Annotated in this window: 18 protein-coding genes, 1 other RNA gene and 1 pseudogene; 15 read left to right on the top strand and 5 right to left on the bottom strand. The window is 45.5% G+C overall.

Translation table 11 applies throughout. The features are described 5' to 3' along the window. Positions 1 to 28: 28 nt before the first annotated feature. A complete protein-coding gene (gene recU, locus BXO87_RS14715; protein WP_003153521.1) occupies positions 29 to 637 on the bottom strand; it encodes a Holliday junction resolvase RecU in 609 nt (202 codons plus the stop codon). 41 nt (positions 638 to 678) lie between these two features. Between recU and BXO87_RS14720 the strand changes: the two genes are divergently transcribed. Beyond that, positions 679 to 1,641, top strand: a complete 963-nt coding sequence (locus BXO87_RS14720; protein WP_032861546.1) for a DUF2515 domain-containing protein — start codon at positions 679 to 681, stop codon at positions 1,639 to 1,641. A gap of 43 nt (positions 1,642 to 1,684) precedes the next feature. Here BXO87_RS14720 and sspM read toward each other — a convergent pair whose 3' ends face one another. Beyond that, positions 1,685 to 1,789, bottom strand: a complete 105-nt coding sequence (sspM, locus tag BXO87_RS14725; RefSeq protein WP_003153525.1) for an acid-soluble spore protein SspM — start codon at positions 1,787 to 1,789, stop codon at positions 1,685 to 1,687. Between the two features lie 205 nt (positions 1,790 to 1,994). Here sspM and BXO87_RS14730 point away from each other — a divergent pair, with 205 nt between their 5' ends. Together BXO87_RS14730 and BXO87_RS14735 are read left to right on the top strand one after the other, a co-directional pair. Beyond that, entirely contained in the window at positions 1,995 to 2,240 is a 246-nt protein-coding gene (locus BXO87_RS14730; protein WP_039063257.1) for a DUF5446 family protein, read from the top strand. 45 nt (positions 2,241 to 2,285) lie between these two features. Further along, on the top strand, positions 2,286 to 2,654 hold the full coding sequence (locus BXO87_RS14735) for a YppE family protein (protein ID WP_070082017.1): 369 nt from the start codon (positions 2,286 to 2,288) through the stop codon (positions 2,652 to 2,654). Positions 2,655 to 2,692: 38 nt separating this feature from the next. Here the strand turns inward: BXO87_RS14735 and BXO87_RS14740 are convergent, their stop codons facing one another. Further along, the gene (locus BXO87_RS14740) at positions 2,693 to 2,875 is read right to left on the bottom strand and encodes a YppF family protein (RefSeq protein ID WP_003153532.1); all 183 of its coding nucleotides are present in this window, start codon (positions 2,873 to 2,875) and stop codon (positions 2,693 to 2,695) included. Positions 2,876 to 3,061: 186 nt separating this feature from the next. On the opposite strand from BXO87_RS14740, the gene BXO87_RS14745 reads away from it, so the two are divergent. After that, on the top strand, positions 3,062 to 3,496 hold the full coding sequence (locus BXO87_RS14745; RefSeq protein WP_076851378.1) for a YppG family protein: 435 nt from the start codon (positions 3,062 to 3,064) through the stop codon (positions 3,494 to 3,496). Between the two features lie 29 nt (positions 3,497 to 3,525). On the opposite strand, the gene BXO87_RS14750 is transcribed toward BXO87_RS14745, so the two are convergent. Beyond that, on the bottom strand, positions 3,526 to 3,939 hold the full coding sequence (locus BXO87_RS14750; protein ID WP_076851379.1) for a hypothetical protein: 414 nt from the start codon (positions 3,937 to 3,939) through the stop codon (positions 3,526 to 3,528). A gap of 138 nt (positions 3,940 to 4,077) precedes the next feature. Here BXO87_RS14750 and BXO87_RS14755 point away from each other — a divergent pair, with 138 nt between their 5' ends. From BXO87_RS14755 to BXO87_RS14790, 9 genes and pseudogenes are all read left to right on the top strand, one after another. Next, positions 4,078 to 4,584, top strand: coding sequence for a PTS sugar transporter subunit IIA (locus BXO87_RS14755; protein ID WP_012117833.1), 507 nt, complete (start codon positions 4,078 to 4,080; stop codon positions 4,582 to 4,584). A 98-nt stretch (positions 4,585 to 4,682) separates the two neighbouring features. Next, a complete protein-coding gene (locus BXO87_RS14760; RefSeq protein ID WP_076851380.1) occupies positions 4,683 to 6,929 on the top strand; it encodes a DEAD/DEAH box helicase in 2,247 nt (748 codons plus the stop codon). 19 nt (positions 6,930 to 6,948) lie between these two features. Then, positions 6,949 to 8,187: a ribonuclease H-like domain-containing protein gene (locus tag BXO87_RS14765; RefSeq protein WP_076851381.1), complete on the top strand. Its 1,239-nt coding sequence runs from the start codon at positions 6,949 to 6,951 to the stop codon at positions 8,185 to 8,187. A gap of 121 nt (positions 8,188 to 8,308) precedes the next feature. Continuing rightward, positions 8,309 to 8,416: pseudogene (locus BXO87_RS20580) on the top strand (hypothetical protein); the annotation flags it as partial. 83 nt (positions 8,417 to 8,499) lie between these two features. Further along, positions 8,500 to 8,736, top strand: a complete 237-nt coding sequence (gene cotD / locus BXO87_RS14770) for a spore coat protein CotD (protein WP_003153539.1) — start codon at positions 8,500 to 8,502, stop codon at positions 8,734 to 8,736. 88 nt (positions 8,737 to 8,824) lie between these two features. Next, positions 8,825 to 9,373, top strand: a complete 549-nt coding sequence (locus tag BXO87_RS14775; protein WP_070082012.1) for an SLOG family protein — start codon at positions 8,825 to 8,827, stop codon at positions 9,371 to 9,373. A gap of 79 nt (positions 9,374 to 9,452) precedes the next feature. After that, on the top strand, positions 9,453 to 9,752 hold the full coding sequence (gene gpsB, locus BXO87_RS14780) for a cell division regulator GpsB (protein ID WP_003153541.1): 300 nt from the start codon (positions 9,453 to 9,455) through the stop codon (positions 9,750 to 9,752). A 55-nt stretch (positions 9,753 to 9,807) separates the two neighbouring features. After that, an RNA gene (gene rnpB / locus BXO87_RS14785) (RNase P RNA component class B) lies at positions 9,808 to 10,189 on the top strand. A 96-nt stretch (positions 10,190 to 10,285) separates the two neighbouring features. Next, a complete protein-coding gene (locus BXO87_RS14790) occupies positions 10,286 to 11,452 on the top strand; it encodes a THUMP domain-containing class I SAM-dependent RNA methyltransferase (protein WP_076851382.1) in 1,167 nt (388 codons plus the stop codon). Positions 11,453 to 11,492: 40 nt separating this feature from the next. Here BXO87_RS14790 and BXO87_RS14795 read toward each other — a convergent pair whose 3' ends face one another. After that, positions 11,493 to 11,645: a YpzG family protein gene (locus tag BXO87_RS14795; protein WP_003153548.1), complete on the bottom strand. Its 153-nt coding sequence runs from the start codon at positions 11,643 to 11,645 to the stop codon at positions 11,493 to 11,495. A 166-nt stretch (positions 11,646 to 11,811) separates the two neighbouring features. Here BXO87_RS14795 and BXO87_RS14800 point away from each other — a divergent pair, with 166 nt between their 5' ends. Both BXO87_RS14800 and BXO87_RS14805 read left to right on the top strand, forming a co-directional pair. Next, positions 11,812 to 12,003 (top strand): hypothetical protein, encoded by a 192-nt coding sequence (locus tag BXO87_RS14800; protein WP_003153550.1) that lies wholly within the window; start codon positions 11,812 to 11,814, stop codon positions 12,001 to 12,003. A 103-nt stretch (positions 12,004 to 12,106) separates the two neighbouring features. Continuing rightward, positions 12,107 to 14,026, top strand: a complete 1,920-nt coding sequence (locus tag BXO87_RS14805; protein ID WP_038458943.1) for an ATP-dependent DNA helicase — start codon at positions 12,107 to 12,109, stop codon at positions 14,024 to 14,026. Positions 14,027 to 14,047 lie beyond the last annotated feature (21 nt).

Consider the following 14,047-nt stretch of genomic DNA (forward strand, 5'->3'; position numbering starts at 1 on the left):
CCTTTCGTTTATCAACCTTTCGCTCAGTCTACTGTTCCTGCGAAAAATAAAGCTGTTCAATAATACTAATATAATCAATTCTCGGTGAGTATCCAAGGGAAATCGGAAAGGAAGCATCTTCTAATTCGTCTTTGCGAATTGATTTTCTGCCGTTCTTCTCCTTTCTCTCCCAAAAGACAAACAGCTTGTCGGCTTCGAGGAAATAAACCTTTCCGAAAGCGGATATAATAACAAAACAAATGCCGTCTTGCCTGACCACCTGCTTCATATGCTCAATCTGATGATCATGAAAATTCTGCAGGGGAAATGCCGTTTTGTTTTTTGTTTCTTTTGCCTCGAAATCGATGTAGCGTCCTTTATAAATGCCGTTGTAGTCAGTTGTTGAAGACTGTTTAAAATAAGCTTCCTTAATGACTGCGGCGCTTCTTTTCGGATAGTGGACGTTTACAATCTGGACGGGTGTCGGCTTTTTGTGAATGACAGCAATTTGGTTAGCCAGATAATACTTATTCGTTTCATTCAGGTCGTCTTCGAGGGTCATGCCGCGATTACTGTATGAATGAGACCGTTTCTGGCTGTTTTGGGATGAAACCGTTTTGTTCGGCTGAAAAGTTTTTCCATTCGGGTACCGAATCACTTTTTCCATCCTCCTTATCAAACTAATAGTGACGGAAGTGAATGAACGTGCATAAACGACAGACCGTAACCGCCATTCTTCGCCTGATCGAAAAAGAGACGAAAATAAAAAATGCCGATAATATTTCCCGGACGAATGCCTATAAAGCATATTATGACCGCCATCCTGAGATCAAGTGGCCGCTTTTGGCATCCTTTGTGTCCCGCAATGCGGGCTGGTCGATGACTGATTTAAGAGGCGTCCTTTATCAGGAGGGCCTTGACAGCAGTCAGAAAAACTGGTTTTTCCTTTCGTATGAAAGGGCGAATTGGCTGATTTTTTCTGATGCCTATCCTCAGCTTCTGGTCTACCAGTGGTCAAAACAAATCGGCGAACCTCTTTTCCGTCATCTTCCTCATTTCCGCGTCTCGGCTTTTATGCAGGAAGAATGGTTCCGCTTTTGGCGTGACGGAGATACGGAACGGCTCATGTATGCTCTTATTATAAATGAACAAAACACTATCCAAGCACCTATTATACAAAATCCTTCGTTTAAAAAGAATGTTTTTGGCACGATTCCTTTTTATTTAAGTGATTGGTTTCACTTTAATACGGTGATATTCCCTTCATTTGACGGACATTTATACGGAATTTCCGTCAAACGGTTTTCAAAAACCGAAGAGAGAATTACGCTCGGAAAACAGCTGGCCCGCCTTCTGTTCAGCCCTGATCTTCACGCTTCTTTTTACCGTTTTCTTGATACCGTTCCTCATACCGGTTCACGCTTTGATATGGAGAAAATGATCGGCATCAAAAAAAGAACATCACCCATGCTGAGGACAACCTATCCCATTGTTGCCCACTCATTAGACGGCGAAAGGGCGGATTGGTTTCAAAAAAGGTTAAGAAAAGGGGCTTTCTTACAGGAGAAAATGCCGAAACAGCTTGAACTGACGGACTGGTACTTCCAGAAAAGACGGGAGCTCCATGCGCTCTTCGCGGTTAAAGAGTGGCTGAAGAAATGAAAAAGCCCGAAACCGTTCGATGGGGTTTCGGGCTGCTGGTGTGTTACGTGGAAGGGCGGTTTGGGCCGCCTAATTTTTTATCAAGCGTATCAGTCGTTTTTGCTTCGGTTTTTTGCTGTTTACCTGCATTTTTCGGTCTCGTTTTCATACGGCACCTCCTCAACTGTATCGTTTGCATTAACGTGCCGGTTCATACAAAGTTTGCGGCACTTTTTTGTCGAAAGGCACGCCTTTTAGGATAATCTCTGTTTGTTTGCCGAACTGCTTCTAGTTTTGTCATGTGCAGAGGAGAGCGGTATGAAAACGAGAATTATATTTGAAAGAGACGCAAGTGATAAAAGGGAGGAACATGAATGTCTGTTTACACGAGCAAGGCTGATATTCTCCGTCTGCTTTCTGATATTGAAATCCGGATTTCTGCTGCTGAAAAGACGCTTACTCAAGCAGTCAGATCCTGTCAGGCGGAAGCAGAAGAAATCAGGCAGGAGAAACTTTCCCGTCTTGAGGAAGAGGCGCGGGAGCTTCATGTTTGTATTGATGACCTGTTTTTGACTGACCGGCGTAAAAAGGATTTGCCGAGAGCCTGCCGGATAAGCTGATTTTGTGCAAAAACTTTGGTACCATATGTACTGAGGTGAGTCCGTTTGCAGACACAGTCGTTATTGGAGCTGACAGAACAAATGATAGAGGCGGTTCTGGAAGCCGAAAAAAGGTATCAGGATGGAAAAGAGTCAGGCCGTTCATATGATTTTTTTGAGACGATTAAACCCGATGTTGAAAAAAGAGACCGGCTTTGCGCGCTTTGGACAGGAGCAGCGCTTGCGTTTATTCAGGAAAACCGTCCGAAATACGTTCATCATGCACAAATTCAGGCCGTTACAGAAAATTTCGGGGAGCTGATGCTCCAATCATATGTTCATCATATTCATAAAAAAAGATACAGGGATTTAACTGAATCTGTTTTATATACGCTTCGTATATTAAGGGATGAAATTGAAAAAGAAGGCAGCTGAAAACGGCTGCCTTCTTTTATATAAAGGGGTCGGGTATGTTATTCATACGCCGGGTTTTCTGCTCCACTTGCTTCGAGAACCTTCATACTGTTTCGAAATTCGGTTGCGGTGAGATGGCCTTGAATATAGAGAAATTTTGCAAAGTCCATCAGTTTATCTGCACAATCTGTTTCATATTTTTTCACTTCAGCAAAACGCTTTCTTAAGTATGATACGTTCATAATGGTGCATCCCCTCTCATGTATGTTGAGATTATGTTAACATAACGATTCGACTTTTTTCTGTTTTTAAAAAATTAAGACTTTCGACAGCATTTGACAAAGATCAGAATCACCGAAAGCACATAACCAAGGCGGAATTCATACATATATAGCAGAAACTTAGTGAGAGACAAGGGGGAATGTCATATGCAATGGAGAGCGCAGCCATATCAAAATATGTACCAGCAGCCGGCGGGATATTTCTACCCGCAGCAGATACAGCCATTACAGCCGCCGTATCCGCAGCAGATACAGCCATTGCAGCAGCCGCCATATCATCAGCAAGGGCAGTACCCGCAGCAATTTTATCCGAATCAGGAATACGGTCATATGCAGCCGCCGTATGCTCCCGCTCCTCCTCAGGCAGGCATGCCCGGGGGTCAGCCGGAGTTTGTGAATCCTTACCCCGTTCCCAGACCGAATCAGCAGCAGTCTTCCCAATTCTCAGGCATACTCTCCCAGTTTAAAAAAACGAACGGACAGTTTGACTTTAATAAAATGATGGATACAACGGGGCAGATGGTAAGCGCCGTAAATCAGGTCGGATCGCTGGTGAAAGGCTTCACCAGTATCTTCAAATAAAAAGCATGAATGATATTCATCATTCATGCTTATTTTTTTGGGAAAAAGAGGGTAAGCGTCTGTTCATTCCAGGATGTTTCCATATCTTCTTCACTTACCTTATACGGGAGGACAACGGTTCTTGTCATGCTTGAAGACATGTGGGATGAATGAGCCTGTTTATGATCGTAGCGGATTGTAACGTGAAGGTAGCACCCTTTCGTTTCCACCAGCATATCCCCGTCACGGAACGTCTCGGGAACGCCGATATCAACCGCGAGGCCCGTCGGCTCTTCTCTGACGTCAATCGTCACTTGCGCTTCAGTAAAAGCCGAATTGACAAGGTGCTGAAAACCCTGCATCAATTCTGCGAAGGGACCTGAGTGAAAAAATTGGTCCATCGCATGGCTGATGATGTCCTCATTTCTTTGCGGATCAAGTTTATCGTTTTGTGATTGATCCATATGACCACCGCCTTTTTACAAACAGACTATGCGATGTTATGCCGTATGGTTAAGAATTGAAGGAAAAAAGAAAGTATGGTTAAATAGTGGAGAATAAACTGGTAACGGATTCACATTTAGGAAGGGGAGCACAACACATTGCTGAAAAAATTATTCGGATTGGGAGACAGCCGGAAAAAGCCGGCCGAGGAAGTGATTTTTTCTCCGGCTGACGGAGCGGTGATGGATTTGGCTTCAGTGCCGGATCCCGTATTTTCACAAAAAATGATGGGGGACGGGATCGCCGTCGAGCCTGCAAACGGAGACATTGTTTCACCGGTTGAGGGAGAAGTGATTCAGCTGTTCCATACAAAACATGCTGTCGGCATCCGCACCCTTTCCGGAGCGGAACTTTTGATACATGTCGGTTTGGATACCGTCAATATGAACGGCGAAGGCTTTGAAGCGCATGTAAAAGAAGGAGACAAAGTGAAAACAGGCGATCTGCTTTTAACGTGCCGGCTGGATTTAATAAAAGAAAAAGCAAGCAGCACCGTCATCCCTATGGTGATTATGAATGGCGATGCCGCAGAACCTTTGCAATTTGCAGGCGCAAATGAAGCGAAAAAAGGACAAACAGAGCTTTTTACGATAAAAATGAAGTAGGCAGGGGCTGATTCCCTGCTTTTTTTCTTGTGCAGGATTTTCATCTAGCCAGGCAAACAAATATTCGGTAAACTGTACCTCATAAAGAGGTGTGAACGATGAGGAAAAAATCACTGAGCGAACTGATTCAGGAATTAAAAAATCATGAAAATATTGTGCATTGGCATGAAGAGGAACCGCGGGAGGCGAAAACCATGCCGATGCCGGAGCAAGTAGATCCGAACATTCGGGCTGCTCTCGAAAAGAGGGGGATCGAGCGGCTTTTTACACATCAATACTCCGCTTTTCAGACGGTTCAAAATGGAGAAAGCATTGTCGCCGTCACACCGACGGCCTCCGGAAAAACACTGTGCTATAATCTTCCGGTTCTTCAGTCTATCGCGGAAGATGCCTCAAGCCGCGCGCTTTATTTATTTCCGACAAAGGCGCTCGCGCAGGATCAAAAAAGCGAGCTGAATGAAATCATAGACGAGACGGGCATGGACATTAAAAGCTTCACCTATGACGGAGATACGTCTCCGGCCATCAGGCAGAAAGTCAGAAAGGCAGGGCATATTGTGATCACAAATCCCGATATGCTTCATTCAGCCATTCTTCCCCACCATACAAAATGGGTGAGTCTGTTTGAAAACCTGAAATATATCGTCATTGATGAATTACATACGTACCGCGGCGTATTCGGCAGCCATGTGGCGAACGTCATCCGCCGTTTAATGAGAATCTGCGCTTTTTACGGAAGCACGCCGTCATTTATCTGTACATCCGCCACAATCGCCAATCCGAGGGAGTTGGCGGAGCAGCTGACGGGGAAATCTGTGCGCCTGATTGACGACAACGGTGCCCCGGCCGGAAGAAAGCACTTTGCTTTTTACAATCCTCCGATTGTAAATAAACCGCTGCATATTCGAAAAAGCGCCACCGCGGAAGTGAACGAACTTGCCAAAACTTTTTTAAAAAATAAGATCCAGACGATTGTTTTTGCCAGAAGCCGTGTCCGGGTTGAAATTATTTTAAGCCACATTCAGGAGATCGTAAAAAAAGAAATCGGCGCGAAGTCTGTCAGAGGCTATCGAGGCGGATATCTTCCGAAAGAAAGAAGAGAAATAGAGCGGGGGTTAAGAGACGGCAGCATTCTAGGCGTTGTCAGCACAAACGCGCTGGAGCTCGGCGTTGATATCGGCCAGCTTCAGGTCTGCGTGATGACGGGGTACCCGGGCAGTGTCGCGAGCGCATGGCAGCAGGCGGGCCGGGCCGGACGGCGGCAGGGAGAGGCGCTTATCGTGATGGTGGCGAACTCTGATCCGATTGACCAATATATTGTGCGCCATCCTGATTATTTCTTTAAACGCTCGCCTGAATCTGCAAGGATTAATCCTGATAATCTCATTATATTAGTCGATCACCTGAAATGCGCCGCGTATGAGCTGCCTTTCAGAGCCGATGAAACATTCGGAGAAAATGATGCGAGAGACATTCTCGAGTATTTAGAGGAAGAAGGGGTGCTTCACGAAAACCGCGAACGCTATCACTGGGCGAGCGAATCTTTTCCCGCCTCCAACATCAGTCTCCGTTCGGCGTCACAGGAAAACGTGGTCATCGTTGACCGGTCAGAGACGGCTGATGTAAAAATCATCGGAGAAATGGACCGCTTCAGCGCGATGATGCTTCTTCATGATGAAGCGATTTATCTTCATGAAGGGGTGCAGTATCAGGTTGAAAAGCTTGATTGGGATCATAAAAAAGCGTACGTGCGAAAGGTCGATGTCGAATATTATACAGATGCCAATTTAGCGGTGCAGCTGAAAGTGCTGGACATTGACAGAACGGACAGCAGAAAGAAAACGGCCTTACATTTCGGCGACGTCACCGTGAACGCACTTCCGACAATATTTAAAAAAATTAAAATGACGACATTTGAAAATATAGGATCAGGACCGATTCATCTTCCTGAAGAAGAACTGCATACCAGTGCAGCCTGGCTTGAATTAAAAGAAACGGATTCGGAGATCGGCGAAAAAACGCTTGAACAGCTGCTTTTAGGCATTGCCCACGTCCTGCAGCATATCGTGCCTGTATACGTCATGTGCGACCGAAATGACGTGCATGTCGTGCCGCAAATCAAAGCCGCACATACGGGACTTCCGACAATCTTTCTGTATGATCATTATCCGGGCGGAATCGGACTTGCCGATGAAGTATATAAGCGATTTGATGAAATCAATGAAGGGGCTGAGCGCCTGATCAGACAATGTCCATGTCAAGACGGATGTCCTTCCTGCATCGGCTCCGAAATAGAAGGAATAGATGCAAAGAAAGCGATACTCAAGCTCTTGAATTACGTGTAAAAGAAAAGGGGGACGAAAGATGTCCTTGAAAAATAAATTAAAGCGGATGAAAAACCACCTGAATGTGCCCGAAGCTGAAAAAAAGCCGGCAGCTTCACAACTTTCGATCCCGGATATTCAAGTCCCGTTTAGAGAAGAATGGGAGGCATTCGGAGTGAAGCCTTTCTTTTTTGAGGATGAATACTGTCTTATCCGCGAAACCGTCTATCCGCTTTCGCACCGCCACGGACGGTACAGCTTCAGTGAACTTGATGACGTCATGGCATTATGGAATAAAGGCGGTTTGACACATACTTTATCAGCAGAAGGATACGAAAAAAGCCAGCTGTTCTTCTTTGATACTGAAACGACCGGCCTCGGCGGCGGGGCAGGCAATATGATCTTTTTGCTCGGCCATGCAAGAGTATATGAAGACCGTGTCGCGGTTAAACAGCATCTGCTCCCTAAACCGGGAAACGAGACGGCTCTTTACAAAAGCTTTTTAAGTGAGGTTGACATTACGTCCCTTGTTACGTATAACGGAAAAGCCTTTGACTGGCCGCAGGTAAAAACCAGGCATACATTGCTGCGGGACAGGCTTCCGAAACTTCCTGACTTCGGGCACTTTGATCTTCTGCACGGGGCGAGACGGCTTTGGAAACATAAGTTAGAGCGTGTATCGCTTTCGGCGGTTGAAAATGAAGAGCTTGCTTTTAAAAGGGACGAAGACACCCCTGGGTATTTGGCGCCGATGCTGTATTTTCAATTTTTAAAGGCGGAGGACCCGGCTCTTTTAAAGGGAGTGCTCTCGCATAATGAACAAGATGTGCTTTCCCTCATCGTTCTTTACATCCATATGTCAAAAAAGATTTTTGCATCTTCTGATCAGACGTCAGAACGTCAGGAAGCATACGCCATGGCGAAATGGTTTATCGCTCATAAAGAAACCGATCGCGCCGTTTCGCAGCTGGAAGCGCTGCAAGGCAAAGCCTTTGAAGATTCGGATCGGGCCCTTTTTGACTTAGCGATGCTTTATAAAAAACAAAACCGCAGGCAAGACGCCGTGCCCCTTTGGGAGAAACTGACGGGCTCTGATCTTCACACATGCAGACACCAATCAGCGGTTGAGCTGGCGATCTATTTTGAGCATCATGCAAAAGATTACAAAAAAGCTCTGCAGGCCGCACAGCAGGCGGCAGAAGACGGGGAAATATCGGAAAAAGAAGCCGAGAAGCTCCATGTAAGAATTGCCCGGCTCAAGAGGAAATATTCCTCTTAAAATATTGCCCGGGAAAGCGCAAAAGCTGAGCTGTTTCGCCAAAAATATTTTTTTCTGAATCCGCATCGATTTTGTTGTAGAATGGTGCCGCATCTTGTAAAATAGCGTTAGTTATTTATAGGGGAGAGTTGGTATGTATAAAGGTGTTTTTTACTTGTTCTTTGTCGTGGTTTTTTTGATTGCGTTTGTATTTTCGAATTTTAAAGACAGCTTGCTGACGCACTTTTAAATTGGGTGATTGAATTAGAACATGCACCCTCTTTTCTTCATAACCTAACAGTGTAATAAAAGTTAATGGAGAGGGGATTTAGCATGTTTCATCATCATTGTTGCAGACCAAACGTGATGCCGCCGATTGTCCATCCGACTCATTGCTGTGAACACCATTGCTTTTCTAACACGGTTGTGCCGCATATTCATCCGCAACATACAACTAACGTAAATCACCACAACTTTGAGCACGTTCATTACTATCCGCACACTTTTTCAAATGTTGACCCGACAACTCACCAGCATTTTCAGTGCGGAAGCCCTTGCTGCGATCATTAGTATTGAACGCTTAAGCAAGATCGGTTAGGATATCAGCAAATCAAAATGGGGCCCGATGGGGAGCCCCATTTTTTAAGCAGGTGATCAATTGAAAGTATTAGCCGTAACGGGGTACAAGCCGTTTGAACTCGGGATTTTTAAACGGGATGACCGGGCGCTTGTTTATATAAAAAAGGCGATAGAAACCAGACTCAGAAGCTTTATTGACGAAGGCTTGGAATGGATTCTCATATCCGGACAGCTGGGGACTGAGCTTTGGGCGGCAGAAACGGCGTACGATCTCAGAGAAGAGTATCCGGAATTAAAGGTTGCCGTTATCACGCCTTTCTACGGCCAGGAGGAAAAGTGGAAGGAGCCGAATAAAGAAATGTATGAAGCGGTGCTTGCTCAGGCAGATTATGAGGAGAGCCTGACGCATCGGCCGTACGAAAGTCCGCTCCAATTCCGGCAGAAAAACGCGTTCTTTATTGAAAAGTCAGATGCGCTTTTGCTTTTATATGATCCGGAGGTGGAAGGGTCGCCGAAATATATGCTGCAGCAGGCAGAAAAACGCCGTGAAACCGACGGATATCCGATTTATTCGATTACGATGGATGATCTCCGTGCCGCCGTTGAAGAAGAAGATTTCTTTACATAACACGTCAGAGAATATTTGACAACGGGACGTGTTTCTGAATAAAATATAACATGATGATTCACGATATGAGGTGAAAAAGATGCTTGCTGATAAAGTAAAGCTTTCTGCGAAAGACATTTTGGAAAAAGAATTTAAAACAGGCGTTAGAGGTTACAGACAAGAAGACGTTGACAAATTTTTAGATATGATTATTAAGGATTATGAAACCTTTCATCAAGAAATTGAAGAACTGCAGCAGGAAAATCTGCAGCTGAAAAAACAGCTTGAAGAAGCAAGCAAAAAACAGCCGGTGCAGTCCAATACGACCAACTTTGACATTCTGAAAAGGCTGTCCAACCTTGAGAAACATGTATTCGGCAGCAAACTTTATGACGAATAAGGCAGATGCACTTGTCAAATGAGACAAGTTGCTTTATAATGAACAAGTGTTCTTAACGTTCGGGTAATCGCTGCAGATCTTTGAATCTGTAGAGGAAAGTCCATGCTCGCACGGTGCTGAGATGCCCGTAGTGTTCGTGCCTAGCGAAGAAATAAGCTAGGGCAGCCTTCATAGGCTGACGGCAGGAAAAAAGCCTACGTCTCCGGATATGGCTGAGTATCCTTGAAAGTGCCACAGTGACGAAGTCTCATCAGAAATGGTGAGAGTGGAACGCGGTAAACCCCTCGAGCGAGAAACCCAAATTTTGGTAGGGGAACCTTCTTGAAGGAACTGAACAGATAGAAGGACAGAATACTTTCTGTAGATAGATGATTGCCGCCTGAGTACGAGGTGATGAGCCGATTGCAGTACGACGGAACAAAACATGGCTTACAGAACGTTAAACATTATTGATATGACAAATTAGAGCTCTCCTTTAAAGGGGAGCTTTTATCTTGAATGAAACGAAAGCTTAAAAGAGACAGGGTGATACGATGAAGAAGTACACACTAATAGCGACGGCGCCGATGGGAATTGAAGCGATCGTCGCCAAAGAAGTGCGTGATTTAGGTTATGAATGCAAAGTAGACAACGGAAAAGTCATTTTTGAAGGAGATGCGCTTGCGATCTGCCGCGCTAACTTATGGCTGCGGACGGCTGACCGCATTAAAGTACAGGTCGCCGAGTTTCAGGCAAAAACGTTTGATGAGCTGTTTGAAAAAACAAAAGCGATTGACTGGCGCGCGTACATTCCCGAAAACGCAAAGTTCCCCGTTATCGGAAAGTCCGTGAAATCAGTGCTTGCCAGTGTGCCCGACTGCCAGCGGATCGTCAAAAAGGCGATAGCGGAAAAGCTGAAACTTCAATCAGGAAAACAAAATGAATGGATTGAAGAAACGGGACCCGAGTATAAGGTAGAGATTTCCCTTTTAAAAGATAAAGCGGTGCTTACGCTGGATTCATCAGGAACAGGCCTTCACAAACGGGGATACAGGGTTGATCAGGGCGGAGCTCCGATTAAAGAAACGCTCGCTGCCGCGTTAATTCTGTTAACCAACTGGACGCCTGACCGTCCGTTCGTCGATCCGTTCTGCGGTTCCGGCACGATCGCCATCGAAGCCGCTTTAATCGGGCAAAACATTGCTCCGGGTTTTAACCGTGATTTTGCTTCAGAAGACTGGGAATGGATCGGAAAAGAACTGTGGGACAAGGCGCGTCTTGAAGTGGAAGAAAAGGCGAACTATGATCAGCCGCTGCAGATCTTTGCCAGTGATGTGGATCACCGGATGGTAAACATCGCCAAAGAAAACGCAGAAGAAGCGGGACTTGGTGACCTGATCGAATGCAAACAAATGCGGGTGCAGGATTTTACGACGAAACTCGAATACGGCGTAATCGTCGGAAACCCTCCGTACGGCGAACGGCTCGGCGAAAAAAGGGAAGTCGAGCAGATGTATAAAGAAATGGGCCGGGCATTTGAATCTCTTGATACATGGTCTGTCTACATGTTAACGTCAAATGAACAATTTGAAGAGGTCTACGGAAGAAAAGCAACCAAAAAACGGAAGCTCTTTAACGGTTTTATCAAAACGGATTATTATCAGTACTGGGCTAAAGTGCGGCCGCAGCGGAAAAAGCCGCAACAAAGAGAAGACGCCTGAAACAGCGTCTTCTCCGGCATCTTTACGTTTTATTCTGCCATTACCAGCGGTGCGCTTTTGCGTTGCTCCGTAAAATAATGTTGGTCTGGGACATTTCGGTGTGGCCGTTCACTTGCGATTTAGAGCGTTTCGGCCGCGTCCAATTGTGATGAAACAATTCAGAATGCTGATCTAATCGATCTTTATAACTCATGTAACCATCACTCCCGGATAGAATAATTTTGTGAAGATGGATATTCAATCGAATATCTGTTGTAGTTTGTGCAGGTCAGGTGCGGATCATTCAGAATGGCATGTATAGAAAGTGAAGCATCGGCATAGAATGATGATTATTTCTATTTGAGAGGTGATCTTATTTTATGCTGAACAGCGAGCACTTCAGTAAAATACAAAAGGCGTTAGACGCAACTGCTTTCCGGTTGGAGGAAGCCGGAGCGGAGTTCGGTCCTTCCGCCATGACACACGCACAGGAAGAACTTGAAAATGCGGTAAAACATACACATTCAACAGACCATCCGTTCCTATGTACACATATCATTAACCGGAAATGATAATGGCAAAAACTTGGCGAGGCCAAGTTTTTTTATTGTATTGAAAAGGGTTAAATGATATTATAGATGGTCTGAATGCCGAATAGTTAGGGGTTGGAGTTGGGTGACAACATCACGTTTGCCTTTTGCTTTAACAAAAGAAAAGAATTTTTATGAAGAATTGAACAATTGGATTGGTGACGTGTTTTACGATATCCTTCCCGAGAAAGGCTTTGACCTTCGGGATGAGCAGGTATTTATGGCGTTTCAGCTTGAACGGGCATTTAAAGAGAAAAAGGTCATGTTCGCTGAGGCAGGAGTCGGTACGGGGAAAACGCTGGTGTATCTGCTGTTTGCCATCAGCTATGCCAGATATACTGGTAAACCGGCCATTATCGCATGCGCCGATGAAACGTTAATTGAACAGCTTGTCAAAAAAGAAGGCGACATTTCCAAGCTGACAGAACATTTGGATCTGCAGATTGATACACGGCTGTCCAAATCCCATGAGCAGTATCTGTGTCTGAAAAAGCTGGAGAAAACGATGCAGCGTTCTGATGATGAAAAGTGGCTGGATCTTTATGAGTCGCTGCCTTCATTCGTACACGAATCACAAGCGATGCAGCGCTTTTATCCGTACGGCGACCGCAAACAGTACGCTGATCTGACGAATGAAGAGTGGGCAGGCGTCAGCTATGATTCCTTCCAAGATTGTTTAACATGTGATATGAGACATAGATGCGGTTTAACACTTTCAAGAGATCATTACAGAAAATCAACGGATCTGATTGTTTGCTCCCATGATTTCTACATGGAACATGTATGGACGGAAGAATCACGCAAAAGGGAAGGACAGCTGCCGCTTTTGCCGGATCACAGCGCCGTCGTGTTTGATGAAGGACATTTGCTGGAATTCGCCGCGCAAAAAGCGTTAACCTATCGCGTGAAGCAGTCGACGCTTGAGCTGTTTTTAGAGCGTCTGCTTCAAAATGACATCAGAGAGGAATTCGCCGAACTGATTGAAGATGCCCTTGCCGCAAACGATGAGTTTTTCTATGTGCTGTCAGAGGAATCGAAGGAAATCGCCGGCTCTCACCGATTGGACATCCGAAACGACCAGCGCGTTAAGCGTGCGGCTGACGAGCTGTGCCGTCTGCTCGATAAAATCGGCGAGGCGCTCGTATTTGAATCGGAAATGTATACGATCGATAAGTACGAGCTGTCAGTCGTAGAAGAATACGTCGAACAAATGGCATATTCGCTGTCGCTGTATCAAAAGGATGCCATCAGCTGGCTTGAAACGCGGGATACAGACTCAACGTTTGTCGTTATGCCGAGAACTGTAGCCGAAGTTTTGGGAGAAAAGGTCTTTTCTAAAAAGATTCCTTATATTTTCTCATCGGCCACTCTTTCTGAGGGCGGTTCATTTGATTATATCGCTGACAGCCTCGGAATCCGTGATCCTTTATCATTCACCGTTGAATCTCCGTACGATTACGAGGAGCAAATGTCTGTTGCGCTTCACGGTGATATGACGTCTGAGCAGAAAACAGCCGAAACGATTGAAACCATTAAGAAGAATGAAGGACGCACCCTCGTTCTTTTCCCTTCCTTTGAAGACATGAAGGAATTTAAAGAACAGGCTGCCGCGTGGGAGCTGCCGTATCCGATATACTACGAAGGTGATGAAGAGATCAGCAGTCTGGTCGAAAAATTCCAGCGGGATGAAGAATCCGTGCTTTGTTCCGTCCACTTATGGGAAGGTCTTGACATTCCCGGTGACTCGCTCCGGAATGTGACCATTTGGGCGTTGCCGTATCCGCCTCATGATCCCGTGTTTACCGCAAAGCGGAACGGAGCGAAAAAAGATCCGTTTGAGGAAGTTGATCTGCCGTACATGCTCTTGAGAGTCCGGCAGGGAATCGGCCGCCTCATCCGTTCTAATCAGGACAGCGGAACTATATCCATTTATGCGGGCGGAGAAAGTGAACGGGTATTGGCCGAAGTCAAAAAGATCTTGCCTGTTACACCGAAAATCGTATAAAAACAAAAGCTGCAGGATTCT

Origin of the sequence: Bacillus sp. GZB, assembly GCF_001975995.1 — a bacterium.
GTDB lineage: Bacteria > Bacillota > Bacilli > Bacillales > Bacillaceae > Bacillus > Bacillus velezensis.